Annotated in this window: 21 protein-coding genes and 1 other annotated feature; of the genes, 18 read left to right on the top strand and 3 right to left on the bottom strand. The window is 59.0% G+C overall.

Annotated elements, in window-relative coordinates; all coding sequences use genetic code 11:
* Positions 1-171: 171 nt before the first annotated feature.
* The 9 genes from BM063_RS00105 to fni all read left to right on the top strand — a co-directional run bounded on the left by BM063_RS00105 (position 172) and on the right by fni (position 9,120).
* A complete protein-coding gene (locus tag BM063_RS00105) occupies positions 172-693 on the top strand; it encodes a YqeG family HAD IIIA-type phosphatase (protein WP_092035295.1) in 522 nt (173 codons plus the stop codon).
* On the top strand, positions 690-1,790 hold the full coding sequence (gene yqeH / locus BM063_RS00100) for a ribosome biogenesis GTPase YqeH (RefSeq protein WP_092035294.1): 1,101 nt from the start codon (positions 690-692) through the stop codon (positions 1,788-1,790). The genes BM063_RS00105 and yqeH overlap by 4 nt, the downstream gene beginning before the upstream one ends.
* A gap of 14 nt (positions 1,791-1,804) precedes the next feature.
* A complete protein-coding gene (locus tag BM063_RS00095; RefSeq protein WP_092035293.1) occupies positions 1,805-2,662 on the top strand; it encodes a shikimate dehydrogenase in 858 nt (285 codons plus the stop codon).
* A 14-nt stretch (positions 2,663-2,676) separates the two neighbouring features.
* Positions 2,677-3,270: a nicotinate-nucleotide adenylyltransferase gene (nadD, locus tag BM063_RS00090; protein ID WP_342713715.1), complete on the top strand. Its 594-nt coding sequence runs from the start codon at positions 2,677-2,679 to the stop codon at positions 3,268-3,270.
* Positions 3,260-3,850, top strand: coding sequence for a bis(5'-nucleosyl)-tetraphosphatase (symmetrical) YqeK (gene yqeK / locus BM063_RS00085; protein WP_092035439.1), 591 nt, complete (start codon positions 3,260-3,262; stop codon positions 3,848-3,850). Before nadD ends, yqeK begins: the two co-directional genes overlap by 11 nt.
* Positions 3,841-4,188 carry a ribosome silencing factor gene (rsfS, locus tag BM063_RS00080; RefSeq protein WP_218154391.1) on the top strand — a complete coding sequence of 116 codons (348 nt, stop codon included), beginning with the start codon at positions 3,841-3,843 and terminating at the stop codon, positions 4,186-4,188. Before yqeK ends, rsfS begins: the two co-directional genes overlap by 10 nt.
* 121 nt (positions 4,189-4,309) lie before the next feature.
* Positions 4,310-4,540, top strand: a binding site (T-box leader).
* A gap of 60 nt (positions 4,541-4,600) precedes the next feature.
* Positions 4,601-7,060 (top strand): leucine--tRNA ligase, encoded by a 2,460-nt coding sequence (leuS, locus tag BM063_RS00075; RefSeq protein ID WP_092035438.1) that lies wholly within the window; start codon positions 4,601-4,603, stop codon positions 7,058-7,060.
* A 264-nt stretch (positions 7,061-7,324) separates the two neighbouring features.
* Positions 7,325-8,062 (top strand): pseudouridine synthase, encoded by a 738-nt coding sequence (locus BM063_RS00070; RefSeq protein ID WP_092035290.1) that lies wholly within the window; start codon positions 7,325-7,327, stop codon positions 8,060-8,062.
* Positions 8,059-9,120 (top strand): type 2 isopentenyl-diphosphate Delta-isomerase, encoded by a 1,062-nt coding sequence (gene fni, locus BM063_RS00065; RefSeq protein WP_092035289.1) that lies wholly within the window; start codon positions 8,059-8,061, stop codon positions 9,118-9,120. Before BM063_RS00070 ends, fni begins: the two co-directional genes overlap by 4 nt.
* A gap of 70 nt (positions 9,121-9,190) precedes the next feature.
* Here fni and comER read toward each other — a convergent pair whose 3' ends face one another.
* Entirely contained in the window at positions 9,191-10,033 is an 843-nt protein-coding gene (gene comER, locus BM063_RS00060; RefSeq protein WP_092035288.1) for a late competence protein ComER, read from the bottom strand.
* A gap of 173 nt (positions 10,034-10,206) precedes the next feature.
* On the opposite strand from comER, the gene BM063_RS00055 reads away from it, so the two are divergent.
* Both BM063_RS00055 and gltX read left to right on the top strand, forming a co-directional pair.
* On the top strand, positions 10,207-10,836 hold the full coding sequence (locus BM063_RS00055; RefSeq protein ID WP_177198891.1) for a helix-hairpin-helix domain-containing protein: 630 nt from the start codon (positions 10,207-10,209) through the stop codon (positions 10,834-10,836).
* Positions 10,837-11,112: 276 nt separating this feature from the next.
* Positions 11,113-12,582, top strand: coding sequence for a glutamate--tRNA ligase (gene gltX, locus BM063_RS00050; protein ID WP_092035286.1), 1,470 nt, complete (start codon positions 11,113-11,115; stop codon positions 12,580-12,582).
* Positions 12,583-12,742: 160 nt separating this feature from the next.
* On the opposite strand, the gene BM063_RS00045 is transcribed toward gltX, so the two are convergent.
* Positions 12,743-13,327 (bottom strand): hypothetical protein, encoded by a 585-nt coding sequence (locus BM063_RS00045; protein ID WP_092035285.1) that lies wholly within the window; start codon positions 13,325-13,327, stop codon positions 12,743-12,745.
* Between the two features lie 243 nt (positions 13,328-13,570).
* Between BM063_RS00045 and BM063_RS00040 the strand changes: the two genes are divergently transcribed.
* From BM063_RS00040 to BM063_RS00010, 7 genes are all read left to right on the top strand, one after another.
* The gene (locus tag BM063_RS00040; RefSeq protein WP_092035284.1) at positions 13,571-14,116 is read left to right on the top strand and encodes a helix-turn-helix domain-containing protein; all 546 of its coding nucleotides are present in this window, start codon (positions 13,571-13,573) and stop codon (positions 14,114-14,116) included.
* Between the two features lie 23 nt (positions 14,117-14,139).
* On the top strand, positions 14,140-16,185 hold the full coding sequence (locus BM063_RS00035; protein ID WP_092035283.1) for a hydantoinase/oxoprolinase family protein: 2,046 nt from the start codon (positions 14,140-14,142) through the stop codon (positions 16,183-16,185).
* 1 nt (position 16,186) lies between these two features.
* On the top strand, positions 16,187-17,947 hold the full coding sequence (locus BM063_RS00030; RefSeq protein WP_092035282.1) for a hydantoinase B/oxoprolinase family protein: 1,761 nt from the start codon (positions 16,187-16,189) through the stop codon (positions 17,945-17,947).
* 89 nt (positions 17,948-18,036) lie between these two features.
* Positions 18,037-19,404 (top strand): purine-cytosine permease family protein, encoded by a 1,368-nt coding sequence (locus tag BM063_RS00025; RefSeq protein WP_092035437.1) that lies wholly within the window; start codon positions 18,037-18,039, stop codon positions 19,402-19,404.
* A gap of 177 nt (positions 19,405-19,581) precedes the next feature.
* Complete coding sequence (locus BM063_RS00020; protein ID WP_092035436.1) at positions 19,582-20,778, top strand: CaiB/BaiF CoA transferase family protein; 1,197 nt, start codon at positions 19,582-19,584, stop codon at positions 20,776-20,778.
* 45 nt (positions 20,779-20,823) lie between these two features.
* Positions 20,824-22,020, top strand: a complete 1,197-nt coding sequence (locus BM063_RS00015) for an acyl-CoA dehydrogenase family protein (protein WP_092035281.1) — start codon at positions 20,824-20,826, stop codon at positions 22,018-22,020.
* A 147-nt stretch (positions 22,021-22,167) separates the two neighbouring features.
* Positions 22,168-22,512 (top strand): DUF3870 domain-containing protein, encoded by a 345-nt coding sequence (locus BM063_RS00010; RefSeq protein WP_092035280.1) that lies wholly within the window; start codon positions 22,168-22,170, stop codon positions 22,510-22,512.
* Positions 22,513-22,600: 88 nt separating this feature from the next.
* Here the strand turns inward: BM063_RS00010 and BM063_RS00005 are convergent, their stop codons facing one another.
* Entirely contained in the window at positions 22,601-22,819 is a 219-nt protein-coding gene (locus BM063_RS00005; protein WP_092035279.1) for a hypothetical protein, read from the bottom strand.
* Between the last annotated feature and the right edge of the window lie 552 nt (positions 22,820-23,371).

Here is a 23,371-nt window from a genome sequence, read left to right as displayed (position 1 = left end):
CCTTGGGGCGATGCGCCAACCGTCAGCCGGACCGGATAAGGGGCGGGCGGCCCGTTGATGTATTGTGGCTTAAGATCCCCGAATTTTGCTGGATTCTTTTGCATGCGGGTCTGAGGATGTGGTATAGTTATTGCCGATAACGGAACGGACTTTTTTCGCAGAGGTGGACCCGTGCTGAAAGCAATCATACCGAAGCATTTTGCTGCATCCATCTATGAGATCGATTTTGAGAAACTTCAGCGGCGCGGGATCAAGGCGGCCATCTTCGATCTGGACAACACGCTGGTGGAGTCGACCCGCCCGGATGCCACTCCCCGGTTGGTCAACTGGCTGGACCAGCTTCAGAAGATGGGGTTTCGCGTCATGATCGTTTCCAACAACAATCGGACCCGGGTTTCCCGGTTCGCCAAACCCCTGGGGGTGCCGTACATTCACCGGGCGAAGAAGCCCCTCTCCAGAGCGTTTATCGAGGCGATGCGGCGCATGGGGAGCCGCCCGGAGGAGACGGCGATGATCGGGGATCAGCTGTTTACCGATGTGCTGGGAGGAAACCGGTTGGGACTGTACACGATTCTCGTGGCTCCCGTCTCCCATGTGGAGGGATTTTGGACGAGAATCAACCGCCGCATGGAGCGGCTGGTTTTTCATTTCATGCGCAAACGGGGGCTGTTGGAGGGGGAGGACCGCCGATGACGGAGGGTACCCGGTGTGAAGGGTGCGGAGCCCTTCTTCAGACGGAGGATCCCGCACGGCCGGGATACGTGCCGGAAGCCGCGCTGGAACGGGAAAATCCCGTTTGCAGGCGCTGTTTCCGCATCCGCCATTACAATGAGGTGGCGCGGGTGGAGCAGGATCCCGACGCCTACCTGCGGCTGCTTCAGCGGATCGGGCAGACGGACAGCCTGGTCGTCTGGGTGACCGATCTGTTCGATTTCGCCGGCAGTTGGATTCCCGGCATCCAACGCCACTTGGTCCAAAACGATATCCTGTTGGTCGCAAACAAGATCGACCTGTTCCCGAAGTCGGTCAAACGGGGCCGCCTGACGGAATGGGTCCGCCGATCGGCGGAAAATCTGGGCCTTCGTCCGGTGGGAGTCGTCCTGTGCAGCGCGGCCAAGGGGCTTCATATCGACGAGGTGATCGCCGCCATCGAGAAGCATCGCCGGGGGCGGGACGCCTATGTGGTGGGGACCACCAATGTGGGCAAATCCACCTTGATCAACCGCATTCTGCGGGAAGAGGGAGGGGAGGGAGGCGAAATCACCACCTCTCCCTACCCGGGCACCACCCTCGATGTGATCCGCATCCCGCTGGAGGATGGACGGGCCTTGATCGACACCCCCGGCATTGTCCGCCGGGACCGGCTGAGCGAATGGGTGTCGCCGGAGGACCTGCGGGTGATCGTTCCCCGCCGGGAGATCCATCCGCGGGTGTACCAGCTGAACGACCGGCAAACCCTGTTTTTCGGCGGTCTGGTTCGCTTCGACTTCGTGAAGGGGCCGAGGCAGCCCTTCGTCTGTTACATTTCCAACGACCTGTACGTTCACCGGACCAAGTGGGAGAAGGCCGATGAGGTGTACGCCCGTCACCGGGGGGAGCTGCTTTCGCCTCCGTCGGGGACCGCGGATCTGCCGGAGATGGAGCGGCACGAGTTCCGGCTGGCCGAGGGCGAGAAGCGGGACCTTGTCATCCCCGGACTGGGATGGATCGCGGCGGGGAAAATGGAGGCTGAGATCCACGTCTGGGCCCCGCGCGGGATTCCCGTGGAAGTGCGGCCGGCGATTATATAACGCTTGTCGGGGGGATGAGGATGGATGCCGGAACCGGAGTGGTGGGGCTGATCGGCCATCCGGTGGGCCATTCCAAGTCGCCGGAGATGATGAACCGGGCGTTTCGCGCCTTAGGCCTTCCCTTCGTCTATTTGGCCTTTGATGTTTCGCCCGCGGAACTGGGGACGGCCGTTCGGGGAATGCGGGCCCTGGGATTCCGGGGGTGGAACGTGACCATCCCCCACAAGGTGGCCGTCCTCGAACATCTGGATGAAGTGGAGGAGACCGCGAGGGAAATCGGCGCCGTCAACACCGTCGTGGCGCGGGAGGGGCGGCTGGTCGGTTACAACACGGACGGCGAGGGATATCTTCGATCCCTCGTCGACGAGACGGGACTGGATCTCGTGGAACAAAAGGTGCTGATCCTCGGCGCGGGCGGTGCGGCGCGGGCGGTGGCCCACGCGCTGGCGGGGGCCGGGGTGAAGTCGATCACCATCGCCAACCGGACGCGGGAGAAGGCGGAGCGCCTGGCGGCTTCCCTCCGGAAAGGGGATGCGCGGGCCGTGTCGCTGTCGGAGGTGGAGCGGGTGATCGGGGAGACGACGCTTTTGGTGCAGACTACCTCCGTGGGCATGTATCCGGAGACGGAGGCGATTCCGATTGACCCGTCGCTTTTGCACGAGCGGATGACGGTGAGCGACCTGATTTATCGTCCGCGGAAAACCCTCCTTCTGAGGGAGGCGGAGGCGAGGGGCGCCAGAATTCACGGCGGGCTCGGCATGCTGCTCCACCAGGCGGCCCTGGCCTTTGAGAAGTGGATGGGAAAACCGGCGCCCGTGGACGTGATGAGGAAGGCCCTGGAAGAGGCGATGGAGCCTGCAGGCGGCGGTTAAGCGGGGAGAGAGGGATGGACATGCGCATTGGCATCTTCGGCGGAACCTTTGATCCGATTCACATGGGCCATCTCCTGGTTGCCGAACAGGCGAGGGAGGCTGCGGACCTGGACGAGGTGTGGTTCATTCCCAACGCCGAGCCGCCCCACAAGGCGGCTCCCGTTTCCGCCCCCCACCACCGGGAGCGCATGGTGGAGCTGGCCATCGCCGATCATCCCCGTTTTCGCCTCTCCCGGGTGGAGCTGGACCGCCCCGGCCCCTCTTACACGGTGGATACGGTGAGAGACTTGAAGAAAGCCCATCCCCAAGCGCACTTTTTTTTGATTGTGGGCGCAGACATGATGAACGATCTGCCGCGGTGGTATAAAATAGAAGAAATCATGCATGTTGTCCAGGTCATCGGCCATCTGCGGCCGGGGGTGGTCGTCGGGGATCTTCCTCCCTTTATTGCCCGCCGGTTGACCCTGGTCGAGGATGCCGTCACCCTGGACCTTTCATCCACTGAAATCCGGAGACGGGCGGCGGCGGGGAAATCGATCCGCTATCTGGTTCCCGAGAAGGTCCGCCGCTATATCGAGGAGAATCGGTTATATGAAAATGAGCCGTGAGAAACTAATGGAAGCGACCAGGCGTCAGATGCCTTCCTCCCGCTGGGAGCACACCCTGCGGGTGAAGGAGACGGCGGTGGAGCTGGCCGAAAGGACGGGCGCCGATCCGGAGAAGGCGGAGATCGCGGCCATTCTCCACGATTACTGCAAGTATTGGCCGGAAGAAAAGCAGAGGGAGTGGATTCTCCGCCACCGTCTGCCCCAGGACCTGCTCCAGTTCCACAAGGAATTGTGGCACGCTCCCGTTGGCGCGGTGGCCGTGCGGGAGGAACTCGGAGTCGACGACGAAGAGGTGCTGAACGCGATTCGTTCCCACACCACGGGGCGCCCGGGGATGTCCCTGCTGGAAAAGGTGGTCTTTCTCGCCGATTACATCGAACCCGGCCGGAGCTTTCCCGGCTTGGACGAGGTTCGCCGACTGGCCCGGGAGGACCTGGACCGCGCGGTCTTGAAGGCCCTGGACAACACCATCCTTTATCTGGTGGAACGGGGGCTGAAGGTGTACCCGCTGACGATTTTAACCCGCAATGATTTGCTTGATAAAATCCCTCAAATCCTTCCAAAGGAGGAATCTCATTGAACCTGGAGGAAATCGCCCGGCTGGCGGCCGACGCCGCCGAAGAGAAAAAAGCCCAGCGCGTCACCATTCTGGATATTCGCGGGTTGTCGGTGATCGCCGATTATTTCGTCATCTGTCACGGCAATTCGGCCACCCAGGTGCAGGCGATCGCGACGGGCATCAAGGAAAAGATGGAGGAGGCCGGAATTCCCATCAAAGGAGTGGAGGGATTCCGGGAAGCGCGGTGGGTGCTTTTGGATCTCGGTGACGTGGTCGTGCATGTCTTCCACAAGGACGAGAGGGATTTCTACGATTTGGAGCGTCTTTGGGGCGATGCGCAGCAAGTCCGTGTCCAGTAGACAGGTATTTTGCGGTCCGAAACGGGAAAGGATGAGAACTGCAGGGCCCCTGACGCCCTGAAACCCATTGACACGGGCGAAATCGTGGCATATAATAAAATCCAAATCTTCGACAAGAATTTGACAGGCCAGGATGAGGAGTAGTAGTTCGTCCGCTCTGCGCAGAGAGTCGGCGGAAGGTGCGAGCCGATCAGAGGGGCCGAATGAACTCGCCTCATCGCCCCGGAATGGAAAGGGGAGTACATTCCGGCGCCTCATCCCCGTTATCGGATGTGAATGAGGGAGCGCCTGCCGCCGGGTGGGTGCTAACTAGGGTGGTACCGCGGGAGTGAATCAACCTCTCGTCCCTAGCGCTTTTTTTCAGCAGGGGCGGGAGGTTTCAATATTTTTGCTGGTGTTGGAGGAGACGCCCATGCGAGCGTATCAAGCGAAGGAAATCGAAGCGAAATGGCAGCGGGTTTGGGAGGAGAAGGGAGTTCACCGGACCGATCCGGATGCCGGGAAGACCAAGTTTTACACGTTGGAGCAGTTTCCCTATCCGTCGGGCGAAGGGATGCACATGGGACACGTGCGGGTGTATTCCATCGGGGATGTGATCGCCCGGTTCAAACGGATGAACGGCTACCGGGTGCTTCACCCGATGGGCGTGGACGCCTTCGGCTTGCCGGCGGAGAACGCGGCCATCAAGCGGGGGGTAAACCCCCGGGATTGGACCCTCAGCAACATGAAAAAGTTCCGGGAAGAGCAGGAGCGGCTCGGGATTTCCTACGACTGGGACCGCTACGTGGCCACCTGCCTGCCCGACTACTACCGGTTCACCCAGTGGCTGTTTCTCCTTTTCTACGAGCGGGGTTTGGCCTACCGGAAGAAGGCGCCGGTCAACTGGTGCCCCGACTGTGCGACCGTTCTGGCCAACGAACAGGTGGAAAACGGCAGGTGCTGGCGGTGCGACGCGGAGGTGACCAAGAAGGAGCTGGAGCAATGGTTCCTCAAGATCACCGATTACGCCGACCGGTTGCTGGAGGGGCTGGACCGGCTTCCCCGCTGGCCCGAACGGGTGAAGACGATGCAGCGCAACTGGATCGGGCGCAGCGAAGGGGCGAAGGTGACCTTCACCCTGCCGGAGCTGAGCGATGAGCCGGTCACCGTTTTCACCACCCGTCCCGACACCCTGTACGGAGTGACGTACCTGGTGTTGGCGCCGGAGCATCCCCTGGTGGAGCGCCTGATCGCCGGGAAGGAGAAGGAAGGGGAACTTCGCGCTTTCATCGAGCGGATGCGGAAAGAGAGCGAAATCCAGCGGACCGCGGCCGATGCGGAAAAGGTGGGCATGGACACCGGAGCGGTGGCGCGGCACCCCCTGACCGGCGAAGAAGTGCCCGTATGGATCGCCAACTACGTGCTGATGGATTACGGGACGGGTGCGGTGATGGGCGTGCCGGCCCACGATGAACGGGATTTTCAGTTCGCCAAAAAATACGGCCTGCCGATCCGCCGGGTGATCCGCCCCCGGGACGGGGAGTTGGAAGAGCCCCTTGCCGAGGCCTATACCGGGGAGGGCGTGCTGGTCGATTCCGGTCCCTTCGACGGCATGGACAACCGGGAGGCGATCCGGGCCATCTCCGAGCATTTGGCCGAAAAGGGACTCGGAGGGCCGGCGGTCACCTACCGGCTTCGCGACTGGCTGATTTCCCGCCAGCGGTACTGGGGCTGTCCCATTCCCATCGTCTACTGCGACAAATGCGGCACGGTGCCGGTGCCGAAGGAAGAATTGCCCGTTCTGCTCCCGGAGGACGTGGTCTTCGACGGCAAACGGAATCCGCTGACCACCTCGGAATCCTTCGTCCGGACCACCTGTCCCTCTTGCGGGGGCCCCGCGCGGCGGGAGACGGACACAATGGACACCTTCATCGATTCCTCCTGGTACTTTTTCCGGTACGCCGATCCCAAGAACGACCGCCTTCCCTTCGATCCGGAACGAATCCGGGAGTGGCTGCCGGTCGACGAATACATCGGGGGAATCGAGCACGCCGTGCTCCATCTTCTGTACTCCCGCTTCTTCACCAAAGTGCTGTATGATGCGGGACTGGTGCATGTCGACGAGCCCTTCACCAGCCTGTTGACCCAGGGCATGGTGCTGAGGGACGGCGCGAAGATGTCCAAATCGAAGGGGAACACGGTCAGCCCCTTGGAGATCATCGAGCGGTACGGAGCGGACACCGCCCGCCTGTTTATCCTGTTCGCCGCTCCGCCGGAGCGGGATCTGGAGTGGAGCGATTCCGGAGTCGAGGGGTGCTACCGCTTCCTGGGCCGGGTCTTCCGGACGGTGATGCGCCACGAGGAGTTGTTCCGGAACCGGCCGGAAGCCCGTCCCGAGAAGGGACCCGCCCGGGATCTGCATCGCCGGGTTCACCGCACCATCAAAAAGGTGACGGAGGATGTCGGGGAGCGATACCATTTCAACACGGCGATCAGCGCGATCATGGAGCTGTTCAACGCGATCGGCGAATATCCGAAGGACGCCGATCGGGGAACCCTGGCCGATGCCCTGGAGACGGGCGTGATCCTGCTGGCCCCCTTCGCGCCCCATCTGGCGGAGGAATTGTGGCACGCCATGGGGCACGCATCCAGCGTTCACGAGCAGTCCTGGCCCTCCTACGATCCGGCGATGCTGGTGGAGGAAGAGGTGGAGATGGCCGTTCAGATCAACGGCAGGGTACGGGACCGACTGGTCGTGCCCGCCGAGGCGGACCGGGAAACGGTGGAACAGCTGGCGCTCAGCCAGGAACGCATCAAAAGCCTCCTGTCCGGCAAAACGGTGCGAAAGGTGATCGTGGTTCCCAAAAAGCTGGTCAACATCGTCGCCAATTGAGGCGGCCGAAAGGGGACGGAAAAACCGTCCCCTTAACTTGTGCAGACCGCGATGTCCGGGCGCAGGGCGCCCGTCGCCGGGGCCGAGGCGGAAAACGCTCCGTCCGGATCCCTTTAAGTGGGTCCGGAGGCGGTTTTCCGGCGAGACCTTCGCGGATGCGGGGGGAAGGGGCGCCGGATTTGGGGCCGCCCAAATTTTTGCGTCGGAGCCAGGTTGTGATAGGATAAAATTTGTGCGGATTGAACGAGACACGGAGGCGAGAGGATGGCGGAAAAGCGGCTGCGTCTCGACAAATTGCTCGGAAGGATGGGTGTCGGGACGCGGAAGGAGATCCGGAAACTGGTCAAAGAGGGGCGAGTGACCATCAACGGCGAAGTGGCCGAAAACCCGGGGATGCACGTGCACCCGGAGAAGGACCGCGTCGAAGTGGACGGCCTGCACATCCAATACCGGGAATTTATCTACCTGATGATGAACAAGCCCGCCGGAGTGGTTTCCGCCACGGCGGACCGGATCTCGGAGACCGTGGTTCAGCTCCTGGAGCCGGAACACGCCCTGTTTGAGCCTTTTCCGGTGGGAAGGCTGGACAAGGACGCCGAAGGGTTGCTCCTGCTCACCAATGACGGAAAGACCGCCCACAACCTGCTTTCTCCCAAGAAGCGGGTGCCCAAGCGGTATGTGGCCCTCGTCCGGGGAAAAGTGACCGAAGCGGATGTGGAGGCCTTCCGGCGGGGCGTCGTCCTGGATGACGGCTATCAGGCGATGCCGGCGGAACTTGCCATCCGCTCGTCCGGTCCGGAGTCCGAGACGGAAGTGACCGTCTACGAGGGAAAATATCACCAGGTGAAGCGGATGTTTGAAGCGGTGGGCAAACGGGTGGTTTACCTGAAACGCATCGCCATGGGCCCCCTTCGGCTCGATCCGTCCCTGGAGCCGGGAGAGTACCGGGAGCTGACGGAGGAAGAGGTGGCCCTGATCACGGGAAAGGACATTGAGGGATGAAGGAAGAGAGGCGGATTCCCAAGCGAAAAGCGGACCACATTCACATCGCGCTGACCCGGGAGGTGACCGGCCGGGGAATCACCACCGGCATGGAGCGGTATCGTTTCCGGCACGAGGCGTTGCCGGAAATCGACTTTTCCGAGGTTTCCCTTTCCGCCTCCTTTTTGGGCCGGCCCCTGAAGGCGCCTTTTCTCATCAGTTCCATGACCGGGGGGACGGAACAGGCGGGGCGGATCAACGCCGCCCTGGCGGAGGCCGCCCAGGAGCGGGGGTGGGCGATGGGCCTCGGGTCCGTCCGGGTGGCGATCGAACACCCGGAAACGGCGGCCACCTTCCGGGTCCGCCCCGTCGCCCCGGACATTCCCCTGCTGGCCAATCTGGGGGCGGTCCAGCTCAATTACGGATACGGGGCCGAGCAGTGCCGGAGGGCCGTCGAATTGACGGAGGCCGACGGGCTGGTCCTCCATCTGAACGCCATGCAGGAGGTGTTTCAGCCCGAGGGAAACACCCGATTCGGAAATCTGCTCCGGAAGATCGAAGAGGTGTGCCGGGCGCTGGAGGTGCCCGTCGGCGTGAAAGAGGTGGGATTCGGCATTCACGGGCGGCTGGCCCGGCAGCTGTTTGATGCCGGGGTGCAGTTTGTGGATGTGGCCGGCGCCGGCGGCACCTCCTGGATTCAGGTGGAGAAATACCGCGCGAAGGATCCACTGCTGGCGGCGGTGGCGGAGGCCTTCGCCGATTGGGGCCTTTCCACCGCGGATTGCGTCCGGGATGTGCGCCGTCATGTGCCGGAGGGATGCGTGATTGCCAGCGGCGGGCTCAAAACCGGGGTCGACGCGGCGAAATCGATCGCCCTCGGCGCCGATTTGGCCGGTTTCGGGCGATCTCTGTTGCCCGCCGCGGCCACCTGCGATCCGGAGGAAATCGCCCGGGAGATGAAGCGGATCGAGTTGGAGTGCAAAATCGCCATGTTCGGGGCCGGAATCGCCACCGTCGACGGGTTGAAGGGGACGGACCGGCTGTTTCGCGCGGGAGATCCACCGGGTTTTGATGGTTGACCGGCTTTCTGGAAATAAAAGGGGATTTGCGGTATACTGAACATGCGTTCCGTGGAAGCGGATCGCCTGGTCACCCCTTGCTTCCCGCGCCCTGCAGGGATTGTCGCACCTTTTCGACGTCCTCGACAAATTTGGCGTGGGTGAGGCGGAACAAGCGGATCAACACCGGATCCAGTTCCCGCTCCAGCAGATCGAGTCCTTTCCGGGTGATGCCGCCGGGAACGGCCACCCGCTCCTGCAGGCTTTCCAGGGTAAATCCCCCTTCGGTCAGCATCCGGGCGGTTCCCAGGGCCATCCGGATGATCAGCAAAAGGGCCGTATCCCGGGGAAGGCCGGTCACTTCGCCCGCGGCGCGGGCGAGCTGCTCCAGAAAGCGGGCCAAAAATGCCGGACCGCAGCTGGCCAGATCCGAGGCCACGCGGCAGTGGCGTTCGTCGATTTCCAAGGGCGTTCCGATCGCCGAAAGGAGATTGAGCAATTCCTCCCGATCCCGAAGGGTCAGCCGGCTGCCGGGGATGAAAAGGCAAGTTCCGTCCAGCACCGCGTGGGTGATGCTCGGAATGATCTTGGCGATTTTGGAGGGCAGGGCCGCTTCCAGATCGCGGATCATCACCGGACTGGTAATCGAAATGATCATCTGTTCTTTTCCGGCCCTTCCGCCGATCTCATCCAGCACATCCCGATAATCGCGGGGCTTGACGCACAGGAACACCCAATCCGCTTTCCGGACGAGCTCGGCATTGTTTTCGGCGATGCGGATTCCGGGATGGGACTCGGCCAGCGACTCCGCCTTGCTCCGAGTCCGGTTGCTGAGCAGAATCTGAGACGGCCGAAGCGCTTTGGAACGTATCAGCGCTTCCACCAGGGTTTGCCCCATGCTTCCCGTCCCGATAAAACCGACCAGTTTGTTCATCGCCCTTCCCCCTTTCGTGGCGGGAGCCGGACCGGACCCGGCTTTTTATAAAGGTACGCGGCCGGCGGAGGGGTTATGAAGCGGGAGCTTCCGGGAGGGCGGGGTGGGGAGCGGGGCGGGCGTCCGTCTTCCGCGGGGCGATGATGCCGCATGGAGCTCGGGAGGGGGATCAGATGGATGACCTTTGGACGCCCCGGGAGAAAAAGCTGGCCGTGTTGTCCATCCTGTTGGCCGTCGCCCTGGCGGGCGTCGTTGCGGCGGATTGGTGGGGCGGGGATGAACCGGAGCAGGTGCCGCTTCCGGCCTATGCTCCGGAGCGGACGGCACGTCCCGCCGAAGCCCCCGCGGAAAAGGAGAGGGAGGATGTGGTCGTCGATGTGAAGGGGGCGGTGGAACGCCCGGGCGTGTACCAGCTTCCCGCCGGCTCCCGGGTTCGGGATGCTTTGGCCGAGGCGGGCGGTGCGGGGAAAAAGGCGGATTTGGACCGGGTCAATCTCGCCCAACCCCTCGCCGACGGGATGGTGGTCTATATCCCGCGCCGCGGGGAAAAGATGCCGGCATTCTTTGAAGCCGGCACGGCGGGAAGCGGACCGGTGGGAGCCGGTTCGGGGAAAATCAACATCAACACCGCCTCTGCCGCTGAACTGGAGACACTCGACGGGATCGGCCCCGCCAAGGCCGAGGCGATCCTCCGCCACCGGGAAGAGCACGGCCCCTTCAAAGACGTCCGCGACCTGCTCGAGGTTCCCGGAATCGGAGAAAAAACCCTGGAAAAGTTTGCGGATCAGATCTCCGTGGATTAAGGGGCCGTTTCCGGGCATGGGCGCTGCCGGAAGGGGGGCTTTTCCTTCGACCCTTGAAAGGTAACGCTTTGCCGGATATACTGAAGACGTCCGTGAAAGGCGCGGAGGCGGTGCCCGGCATTTTCGGGCTTTCCGGGGAATGGCGGAAGGGAGACGAAAAGGTCGGGGGTGTGCCGCCCGGGCGGGAATTTGCGGCACACCCCGGCCTTTGCAGGCGCGGATGGGCCTGCGCAGGCGCCGGGATGCAGCACTTTTTACGGAAAAGAGGTGTGGCAGATGACGGTGAGGGTGCGGTTTGCCCCCAGCCCGACGGGGCATCTACATATCGGAAGCGCGAGGACGGCGCTGTTCAATTTTCTGTTTGCCCGGAAGCACGGCGGAAAGTACATTCTCCGGATCGAGGATACCGACACCAGCCGCAACCGGGCCGATGCGGTGGAAGGATTCATCGACGGGTTCAAGTGGCTGGGGCTGAAATGGGATGAGGGGCCGGACATCGGGGGAGAGTACGGTCCCTACACCTGCATGGAGCGGCTGGATATTTACCGGCGGTACATCGAGCGTCTGTTGGAAGAAGGCAAGGCCTATTACTGCTACTGCACCAAGGAAGAACTGGACAGGGAACGGCAGGAGGCGAACGCCCGGGGCAAGGTTTATCGTTATTCGGGCAAATGCGCCCATCTGGACGAGGAAACCCGAAACCGGTATGAACGGGAGGGGCGCCCCCGAACCATCCGTTTCCGGGTTCCGGAGAACCGGGAAATCGTCTTCCGGGATTTGATCCGGGGCGAAGTCCGCTTCCACACCAAAGACATGGGCGATTTCGTCATCGTCAAATCCAACGGGGTGCCCTTGTACAACTTGGCCGTCACCATCGACGACGCCCTGATGAAAATCACCCACGTCATCCGCGGGGAGGAGCATCTGTCCAACACGCCCGCCCAACTGCTGCTTTACGAGGCCTTTGGCTGGGATCCGCCGGAGTTCGGCCATCTGCCCCTGATTTTGAACGAAAGCGGGAAGAAGCTGTCCAAGCGGGACGAGACCGTCATGCAGTTCATCGAGCAGTACCGCGAATCGGGGTACCTGCCCGAGGCCCTCAACAATTACCTGGCCCTTCTGGGATGGTCGCCGCCGGGGGAATACGCCGAACAGGAGATCTTCTCCATGGATGAGCTGATCCGCCTCTTCTCCTTCGATCGGGTGAGCAAGGCGGGAGCGATTTTCGATCCCGAAAAGCTGAAATGGATGAACGGGGAATACATCAAGAAGCTGGATATCGACACCCTGACCGACATGGCTCTCCCCTATTTGCAGGAACACTACGGGATCGAGCGCCTGGACCGCGAATGGGCGAAACAACTGGTGGCCCTCTATCAGCCGTCCCTTTCCCATCTCAAGGAGCTGCCCCGGTTGGCGGAGCTGTTCTTCCGGGATGACGTCCGCCACGATGAGGAGGCCATCGAAGTGCTGAACCAGCCCTCCGTCCCCGTCGTGCTTCCCGCCTTTCGGGCGAAGGTGGCCGAGATGGAGGATGCGGAATTTCAGCCGGCAGGCATCAAGAAGGCGCTGAAGGGGATCCAAAAGGAAACGGGATATAAGGGGAAGCAGCTGTTCATGCCGATTCGCGCGGCCGTCACGGGACAGACCCACGGCCCGGACCTGAACCAAACCCTTTCCCTGTTGGGCAGGGAAAAGGTGCTGCGCCGCATCGAACAGGTGCTGGAGCAGTATCTGAATGCATAAGGGAAAAGCTTTAAAAAAAGGGACCCGAGATCGGGTCCTGAGGCTTTTGTTTTGGGAGAGGGGAGCGATTTTGCGCCTCGCGGCAGGGGTCGCTTGGCAAAAATCGCTCCCTTCCGCTTTGTCGACTTCCTCGGGACCCGGATGGGGTCCCGTTTTTTGTTCAGTGCTGGTAATAAGGGTTCATGCTGCGGGATTGGCTTCCGAATTGTTGGGCGGGTTGGGTCTGGACCATCTGCGCGGAAGGAGCCGTTTGCACGGACGGGGTCCCCTGTTTCGGCACTCCCTGTTGCAGGATGCTCAGCGCTTGATTGGGAGACAAGCCGGGCTGGAGGTGGCGCTGCACCCACTGCTGGGTGCTGGAAGATTGTTGCCGGGAGGGCTGCTGAAATCCGGCCGGTTGCTGGTACTGGGCGGTAACCGGCTGGGGAGCTTGGGCCTGGAAGCCGGTTTGCGCGGCGGGCTGCGGCTGAAATGCGGACGGATGGACGGAATGGGCCTGCTGCCTCAGCTGGCCGACTTCCTGCCGCGCCTGGGAAGCGATCTGGGAGATTTGCTGCAGTTTTTGGGCATTAAAAGCTTCTTTCTGCGCCATGTTTTGGAGCTGGGCCCGAACATGGGGATCCATCACGGATGATTGCAACTGCTGGGCCGATTGCTGATTGGAACGCTCCGCCTGTTCCAACTGCATACACATGGATCGTATCTGGTCCAGTTCCGATTCGATTCGGGAGATCACTTGATGCACGCAGAATACCTCCTTCGGATGAGATTGATGGGTCCACCGTTACTATGGTTTGCGCGGAAAGGATTTATGCGCGCCCTTAAGGGGTGAGATGATTTTACATCAAAGATAAACAATGTATTGTTTGTTTTTAATTTCCTGGTTAAGTATTCGCAAAAAAAACTATTTACAGCCAAGAATCTGTTTTGATATTATGAAACAAAATAAAGTAATACTGTAACCGTTCCAAACAAAGGAAGAGATAGTATGGATGATATTTCCAAAAAAATCAGGGGACTTCGTATACAAAAAGGGCTAACACTGAAGGAGCTCAGTGAAAAAACCGACCTGTCTGTCAGTTTTTTGTCGCAAGTGGAAAGGGGGGCTTCGTCGCTCGCAATTACATCGTTGAAAAAAATTGCAGACGCCCTCGGAGTGAAGATGACCTATTTTTTTGAGACTCCGGAAAATGAGCAATATGCGGTGCGAAAGGAGGAACAACAACCTTTCCGACTCGAAGGATCCGAGTCGGTTTATACCCGTTTGGCTGGACAGTTTTCCGGAAGAACTCTGGAACCGATGAAAGTGATCCTGCCTCCGAAGCACAAACAAACCGCGAAGTTCCACCATCCGGGCGAGGAGTTTTACTATGTGCTGAAAGGGGCGGTGCGCATTTACGTTGCTCAGGAGGTTTATCACCTGCGCGAAGGGGATGCCATTCATTTCCCGTCCCAACTCTCCCATTATTGGGAAAACCCGCTGGATGAACCCGCCACCATTCTTTGTGTGCTCACGCCAGTGATTTTTAATTGAGTTTTTGAAAGGGAGGTAACACCATGCGCGTTGCAACGGATATCGGCGGAACCTTTACCGACCTGGTCTATGTGGATGATGAAGGGAAAATCGGCATGGCAAAGAGCCATACAACTCCGCCCAACTTCGAAAAGGGTGTCATGGATGTGATTGAAAAGACCGGCATCGATCCCCATGCCATCGATACCTTCATCCACGGCACCACCGTCATCATTAACGCATTGACCGAGCGCAAAGGAGTGAAAACCGGACTCATTACAACCAAAGGATTTCGCGACGTGTTGGAAATCGCGCGCGGAAACCGTCCGGATTTGTTCAACATCCGCTACAAAAAGCCGGAACCGTTTGTTCCGCGTTTCCTTCGCTTGGAAGTGGAAGAGCGGCTCAATTACAAAGGGGAAGTCCTTACAGAGATCAAACGGGGCGACGTCGAGAAAGCGGTGGATCACTTCAAAAAAGAAGGAGTCCAAGCCATCGCCGTTTCATTCCTGCATGCCTACAAGAATCCCGTGCACGAACAAAAGGCGGCGAAATGGATCAAAGAGATGTGGCCGGAAGTGGCAGTCACCGCTTCCCACGAGGTGACGAAGGAATGGAGGGAGTACGAACGGACAAACACAGCCGTGTTAAATTCCTACGTCAAGCCGATTGCCGCTTCTTACATCGATCGCTTGCAAGACAAGCTTAAGCGGCACGGGGCGAAAAGCCGCAACTATATCATGCAGTCAAACGGCGGAACGACGACGTTTGACAGTGCGAAAGAGACTCCGATCCATATGGTGGAATCCGGGCCGGTCGCGGGCGTGTACGGAGCTGCCGTACTGGGAGAAATGCTGGGAGAGAAAAATATTATCGCCTTTGACATCGGCGGTACGACCGCGAAATGTTCCTTGATTGAAAAAGGGGAAGTCAAGGTGAGCACGGACTATTACATCGAGAAGTCCGAGAAGAGCGCGGGTTATCCCTTAAAAATTCCGGTGGTGGATATCGTCGAGATCGGCAACGGAGGCGGTTCGATCGCTTGGATCGATGACGCCGGTTCCCTCAAAGTGGGTCCCCAGTCGGCGGGGGCTGTTCCCGGCCCGGTGGCGTACGGACAGGGGGGAACCGAGCCGACGACGACGGACGCCAATCTGATCACGGGACGACTTGCCCCGGAAAACTTTGACTATCCGGTCGATTTGGAACATGTGAAAAAAGTGATGGAAGAAAAAGTGGCCAAGCACTTCGGTTTGTCGGTGGAAGAAGCGTCGCTCGGCATTATCCGCATCGCCAATGCGAACATGTTGAACGCGTTGCGCTTGATTTCCGTACGTAAAGGCCATGACCCGCGCGATTTCACACTTGTCGCTTTTGGCGGTGGAGGGTCCATGCACGCTCCTGCCTTGGCCCGGGAACTCGGTGTGAAAAAAGTGATCGTTCCGGTAGCGGCACCGGTTTTCTCCGCCTGGGGGATGCTGATGACCGATTTGCGGCACGATTACATCGAAACACGGATTCAGCGTCTGGACGAAGCGGATGTGCGAACGTTGAACCGGCTATGGGCCCAAATGGAGGAGACCGCCGTTCAGCAGTATCGCGAAGAAGGATTTCCCAAGGAACGCGTGATGTTTTCCCGTTGGGCGGATATGCGCTATGTGGGGCAGGAGCATACGGTGAAAGTGCCGGTGCCGGGCGAATCCTGGACGGAGCGGACGATCCGCGAGGTGATTCAGCGGTTCCATCAACTTCATGAACAGCATTACACCTTCAAATTGGAGTCGACACCCGTGGAAATCGTCAACATGCACTTGACGGCTTTCGGTTCGGTCACGAAACCGAAGATCCAAAAAATGCCCGCTGGCGATGTGTCCGAAGAAGAGGCGATCAAAGAGGTCCGTCCGGTCTTTTACGAGGAAGAAGGATGGGTTCAGACCAGCGTTTACCTCCGGGAGCGCCTGTCACCCGGGATGCATTTGAGCGGGCCGGCCATTGTTGAGGAAAAGGCGGCTTCCACAGTGGTTTATCCCGGACAAGCAGTCATCGTCGACGATTACGGTAATCTGATCATCGAAACGGGGGTGAAGTGACATGCGGAAAACGACTGCCCAGGTGGATCCGTTTACGCGGGAAATTGTGAAGGACTCGCTGATCGCCATCGGCGAGGAAATGTTTTACGCCTTGGCGCGCACGTCGATGAGCCCGATTATTTACGAAGTGCTTGATTATGCCAGTGGTCTCACCGACAACAAAGGTCAGCTGCTTACGCAGGGAAACGGCGTGACAGGGTTTATAGGGATGTTAAGTTTCATGGTAAAGGAAACGTTGAAGAAGTTCGGCCCGGAAAACCTGCGGCCGGGAGACATTATTATCATCAACGATCCGTATGGTGGGGGAGGTTCTCACCTGTCCGATGTGGGGCTGGTGATGCCGATTTTCTACGATGGAGAATTGGTTGCTTTTTCCGCCAACAAGGCGCACTGGACGGAAGTCGGAGGGAAAGATCCCGGTTCTTTCACAAACGATGCAACGGAGATTTTCCAAGAAGGGCTGCAGTTTCCCTGTGTGAAATTGTTTGACGAAGGAAGGTTGAACGAAGCGCTGGTCGAAGTGATCAAAGCGAACGTTCGTTTTCCCGATCTTTCTCTTGGCGACATGTGGGCGCAAGTCGCCGCCCTCCGCACGGGCGAGCGCCGTTTTCGAGAGCTGTGCGACAAATACGGAAAGGATACGGTGTTGGCTTCCATCGAGTACTTGCTCGATCACGGAGAAAAATTGACCCGTCAGGAATTGAAGAAATTGCCGAAGGGGACTTTCGAAGCGGAAGATTATATCGACGATGACGGGATGGGGAACGGCCCCTTTAAAGTAAAAGTGAAAGTGACGATCACCGATGACAAATTCATCTGTGATTTCCGCGGAAGCCATCCTCAAGTGGCCGGGCCGATCAACTGTTCCTATACCGGCCTGGTGTCGGCGGTTCGTACCATCTTTCTCGCCATTACCAATCCATCGCAAGACATCAACGACGGGGTTTTTCGCCCCTTGGAGGTCATTACCGATCCGCGATCGATTTTTTCCGCCGAACGCCCAGCGCCTGTGTCTATCTATTGGGAAAGCATGTATTATGGAGCGGATATGATCTGGAAAGCCTTGGCCCCTGTGTTGCCCGAGCGCCTCACCGCCGGTCACCTGCTTTCCGTGTGTGCGGTGACGCTTTCCGGTACTCATCCGGATCGAAACGAGCCGTTTCTCATCGTGGAACCGTCCGTTGGCGGTTGGGGAGCCGGTAAGGGACAAGACGGCATGCGGGGACAGTTTTGCATCGGTGACGGGGAGACGTACAACGTGCCGGTGGAAATCGCGGAAACCCGTTACGGAGTGATGGTTGATGAGTACAGCCTTCGGTGCGATGGTGCCGGTGCGGGAGAGTATATCGGAGGATCCGGTGTTATCCGTTCGTACCGGGCGCTGACGGACAACCAGTTCGTCACGGCGACGTTCGGCCGACACAAATTCGTGCCGTGGGGGGTCAACGGCGGCAGAGACGGCTCCGCGAACGAATTTTACATCATCAAAGCGAACGGTGAAGTGGACGGGCCGTTCGGCAAGTATGCCCGTTATCCCCTGAACACGGGCGATGTCGTGAAATTGATCACCGCAACGGGGGGCGGTTACGGAAATCCCTTGGACCGTGCTCCGGAAAAGGTCGCCTTTGACGTGAAGAACGGCTATATCAGCCTGGAACAGGCAAAGGAGATTTTCGGGGTTGTTGTCAATCCGGAAACCTTCGAAATCGTGGATTTCACTCCGGAACGGAAGCAGCGGACAAAACAGAGAGAAAAGGCATAAAAAAAGCGCATGCATTGGCTGAAGGAGCTTTCCTCCTTCAGCTGTGTTCCAATATATTTAAGAATATTCAAAAATGGGGGGTGCGGGCCATGAATCGCCAAAGGAGCCATTCGTCCCTCGATCAGGATAAAGCTTTATCCTCCATTCCGTCCACTGAAAGACAGCATTGGCTGGCCCCTGCCATGATTTTTGGCGGGCTGGAGTTTACCATTCCGGTGCTCATGGTGGGAGCTACGTTGGCGGGAAGTTTCGGCTTGTCTGAAATCGTTCTGGTTCTTTTGATCGCGCTGTTCTTTTTCCAATGGGTGGGGAACGCTCTTCAGGGTTATATTGGGGCGAAGACGGGAAGATCTTCTTCTGTAATCGCGCGGACCAGTTTTGGGGCCTATCAGGCGAGATTTGTCGTCGGTTTAACCATATTTTTTGTTTCCATGGGATGGTGGGCTCTGCAAACCGCCGTTGCCGGTAATGCGATATCGGTGATGCTCGGTATCGATTATGAACAACAATGGTTGCCCTGGGCGGTCGTCACCGTGATTGCGGGATTGATTTTCGCGCTACCTTCCATCATTGGTTATAACTCGATGAAGTGGACTGATTATCTCGCGGTCCCTGCCGGTCTTCTTCTGGTTGGAGCGGGAATCGCACTGGCGCTAAAAAATACGGGATTGAAGACGTTGATTCATTGGTCCCCGACACCATCCATGTCTTTTCTTGCCGCTGTCAGTTTGGTCATCGGTGTCAACGTTTCCCAGTGGGTGATCGCCTCCGATTACACCCGCTACGCAAGGCCGAGAGTGAAGGACAATGTGCTGATCCCTATGGGAATTGTTGCCGTCGGATTTCCACTGTTTTTTGTGGGGGCCGTCATGGCGGTGGGCGTTGGCGAAGCGGACATCGTGAAGGTCATGGAAAATCTCGGGTTTCCTTTCTGGGGATTCGCCATTTTGTGGTTCGCCACGTGGACCAGTCAATTGGTCAATAATTACAGTATGGGTCTGGCGTTGGCGAACATGCTGAATGTCAATTCGGGAAAGGGACGCGCGACACTTACCTTCATTGGCACGCTTTTGGCCATCGCCCTTGCATTGGCCGGGATATTGGATTACTTTACGGATTTTCTTTACATGACCGCCTTGATTTATCCGGCCATTGCCGGTGTGATGATGGTGGACTTCTACTTCATCCGCAAACAGCGGTGGATGGACCACGAAGGATGGAACTGGATGGCGACGATCGCGCTCGTGGCCGGTGTGCTTGTCGGTTATCTCACCCAATATGTTTGGCCCTTTGGTCTTCCCGCCGTACAATCCCTTTTCGTGTCAGGAATCACATATTATGTGGCGATGAAAGGGAAAGCGAGGATTGCTCCGGACGTTTTTACCGAAGTGCTCATTTCCGATCGTCGGAACGGGCAGCCTGGCCATCGAGTTGACAAAACCGCTTTCTTCAAATAAATTAAAATCGACGGAATCAAGCGACGATCCAACCTGCGTCCATTCACCCGGCCGGTGAAGGAGCCGCAGGTGAGAGCCGGGAAGGCGAAGACTCGCGGGGAGGAGAAGCCCTCGAAGGGTTTCCGGACCGCCGATCTTCGCCCTGCCCGGCTATTTTTTTCGAAGGGGGGAGAAGGGATGTCCGAAGGAAGGGGACCGCTGGAGGGAATCCGGGTGGTCGATGTCTCCCGGGTGCTGGCAGGCCCTTTTTGCACGATGATCCTGGGCGATTTGGGCGCCGAAGTCATCAAGGTGGAAGCGCCGGGGGGAAGCGACGACACCCGGGGATGGGGTCCCCCCTACGCCGCCGGGGAAAGCGCCTATTACCTGTGCACCAACCGAAACAAGAGGGGGATCACCCTCGATCTGAAGAAGGAGGAAGGAAAGCGGATCTTTCTCCGGCTCATCCGGGAAGCCGACGTGCTGGTGGAAAATTTCAAGGTGGGGACGCTGGCCCGAATGGGCTTGGCTCCCGAACGGCTCAGAAAGATCAATCCCCGCCTGGTGGTGGCGGAAATCACCGGTTTCGGCCAGACGGGCCCCCTTTCCTCCTTGCCCGGTTACGACTTTATCATTCAGGCTCTGGGCGGCCTGATGAGCATCACCGGAAGCGAGGAGAGCGGTCCGATGAAGGTGGGGGTGGCCATCGTCGACGTGCTGGCCGGATTGTACGCCGCCCTCGGGATCCTTGCCGCCCTCCACGAGCGCAAGCGGTCCGGAGAGGGACAGATCGTGGATACCGCCCTGCTCGATGTCTGCGTGGCTTCCCTGGTGAACGTGGCCAGCAACTATCTGGTGGGGGGAAAGGTGGCGAAACGGCTCGGAAACGCCCACCCCAACATCGTGCCTTACCAGTCCTTCCGCGCCGCCGATCAGGAGATGGTGATCGCCGTCGGCAACGACCGGCAGTTCGCCAAACTGGCGGAAGTGCTGGGGAGGCCGGAGCTGGCGAAGGACGAGCGCTTTGCCACCAATCCGAATCGGCTCAGCCACCGGGAGGAGCTGACGGAGGCGTTGCAGCGGGTGTTTGAAAGGCGTCCCGCTCGGGAGTGGATCGAGCGGCTGCAGGAGGCGGGCATTCCCTGTGCGCCCATCCAGCGCATCGATCAGGTTTTCGATCATCCCCAGGTGCGGGCGCGGGAGATGGTGGTGGAAATGCCCCATCCCTTCGCGGAGAAGGTGCGGTTGGTGGGCAGCCCCATCAAGCTGTCCCGCACGCCGGTCACCTATCGCCGGCATCCTCCCCTGGTCGGGGAGCACACCCGGGAGATATTGCGGGAGTTGGGGTATTCCGAGGAGGAAATCGAGAAGCTGAGGCGTAAGCGCGTGATTTGATCCTGAGAAAATACGAGAACGCTTTTGGAAGGGGAGGAGCGGCCGATGTTTGATTTTTCCTATTCCGAAGAGCAACTGGCGGTCAAGAAGATGGTGCGCAAGTTTGTCGACAAGGAGATTATGCCCTACATTCAGGAGTGGGACGCCAAGCAGCATTTTGAGACCAGCCTGCTGAAAAAACTGGCCGACCTGGGGTTGATGGGCGTCTGCATCCCGGAAAAGTACGGCGGACAGGGGATGGATTACAACACCCTGGCCATCGTCTGCGAAGAACTGGAGCGGGGAGACACCGCCTTCCGCACCGCCGTGTCCGTTCACACCGGGTTGAACAGCCTCACGTTGCTCCAGTGGGGAGATGAGTTCCAGAAGGAGAAATATCTGATTCCACAGGCCAAAGGGGAGAAGATCGGGGCCTTCGGGCTGACCGAACCCAACGCCGGCTCCGATGTGGCGGCGATCCAGACCCGGGCCGTTCGGGACGGGGACCATTACATCCTAAACGGCAGCAAAACCTGGATTTCCCTCTGCGACGTGGCGGACCATTTCCTGATTTTCGCCAAGACGGACCCGGACAAGGGACACCGCGGCATCACCTGCTTCATTGTGGAGCGGACCTTTCCCGGCGTGACGACCCGCGGTTTCAAGGACAAGCTGGGGATCCGCGCGGGCAACACGGGGGAAGTGATCCTGGAAGATGTGCGGGTTCCCGCGGAAAACCGGCTGGGCGAAGAGGGGGAAGGCTTCAAGATCGCCATGTCGGCCCTGGACAACGGCCGGTTCACCGTGGCCGCAGGCGCCGTGGGGCTGACCCAGGCCTGCATCGAGGCCAGCGTCAAATATGCGAAGGAGCGGGAAACCTTCGGCAAGCCGATCGGACGGCACCAGCTGGTGCAGCAGATGATCGCCAAGATGGTGGCGGGGTATGAGGCGGCCCGGCTGCTGGTCTACCGGGTCGGCTGGATGAAAAACCGGGGGATGCGCAACACGCGGGAAGTCTCGCTGGCCAAGTGGTTTGCCTGTGACGTCGCCTTTCAGGCCGCCGTCGACGCCGTCCAGATTCACGGGGCCAACGGCTATTCCCACGAATTTCCCGTGGAGCGCTACCTCCGCAATGCCAAAGCCCCCGTCATCTACGAGGGAACCCGCGAGATCCACCAGATCATGCAAGGGGAGTATGCGCTGGGGTACCGGAAGGACAAACCGCTCCGCAAGAATCTGCCCAAGTGGCCCTTTGAGGAATGAGAAGGGGACTTTCCTTTCCTCGCCCGCCCTTTGAGGCGGGCTTTCGCGTTTCCCATTTTCTCACAAAGGGACGGAACCCGCGCTTATCGAAAGGTGGAGACAGGGAAGTGCCGCAGTTTGTGGATAAGACCGTAAGGAGGGAGCCGGATGGCCAAGACGATCATGCTGGCGGGACACGCCAAACTTCCCCAGGGGATGGCCGCGAAGAGCGTGTTTGAAACCTTGACGATCACGGCGGAAATCGACCGGAAATACGGGGTGATTGTCCAGGCATCCTGCACGCTGGCGACCGATCACGCCCAAGCGTTTATCGGGGAACTCTTGAAGGGATACAGTTTGTTGGACGGCATCGAACCGGTCCTGGAGGCGATCCGGGAAGCGTATCACGGGAAGGCGAAACAGGCCCTTGTCGCGGCCGCGAAGGATTTGTACGGGCAATTTTTGCTTTACCGGGACAAGGAGGCAAAGGGCCGCTTGCCGGCGGAATCGTGAAATCCCGCACATGGAAGGGATCGATGGCGGAAGGAAGTGGTGGGAACTTGGCAAAAGCGGGACGCTGGAACTACCCCCGTTGTTTTCTTCAAGCGGGTATCTGCGGTTCGACGGGTTCCTGCTGAAGCCCTTGGCTTTCCAGAAGGCGCACGGCATCATTGATGGGGAAAATGCTGATCAGTTCTCCGCGCGCGTTCATCACCCGGTAATTGAGGGAAGAGCCCACTCGTTGCACCAGATAATTTCCCATGCGGATGCAATTGGATCCCTGAAGACTCATCAATTGACGGCGGATCGCGATTTTCATAGGCATTCCTCCCTTTTTGAAGCGTTTGATAAGTTTTTTGTCCCGGGAGGGAAGCGGAAGCCTCCGTCCCGTTGAATGGTTCCTGTTGTTCGCATTCCATTTCGTTCATGGTTAAACCCCTTTTCCCCGCAGTTTTCGACCTCGGACGTTTCCGCCGGTTGGAATGCTGCAAGACTTCTCTTCTCGGACGCGCCCAATCGCCTCCTTGCCCCATATTTTTAAATTTAAAAATATACACGTGGAATTTTACATAACAATGTTTGTCCTGATTCCCCTTTCCCGCTGATTGGGCAAGGGGAATCAAGGAAAGCGGTGTTTGACAAGGTATGGGGGTAGATCCATTATTCCTATAACCGCAATGCTCTTTTTGTAAACATTACTTTTTTATTACAGGGATGTGAACCCGCATTTTCGCCAGGTGTTCCGGACAAAAAACCACCCCCGCCTCGATGGTCAAGCCCCAAAAATGTAGACACGTAAAAACACCCGGCTTATGCGGCGTGCTGACGCCTGTATTCTACAGGCGTCAGCTTGTTTAATTTCAGTTGAAGC

Origin of the sequence: Planifilum fulgidum, from assembly GCF_900113175.1 — a bacterium.
GTDB lineage: Bacteria > Bacillota > Bacilli > Thermoactinomycetales > DSM-44946 > Planifilum > Planifilum fulgidum.
This window is presented reverse-complemented; position numbering and strand designations above follow the sequence as displayed.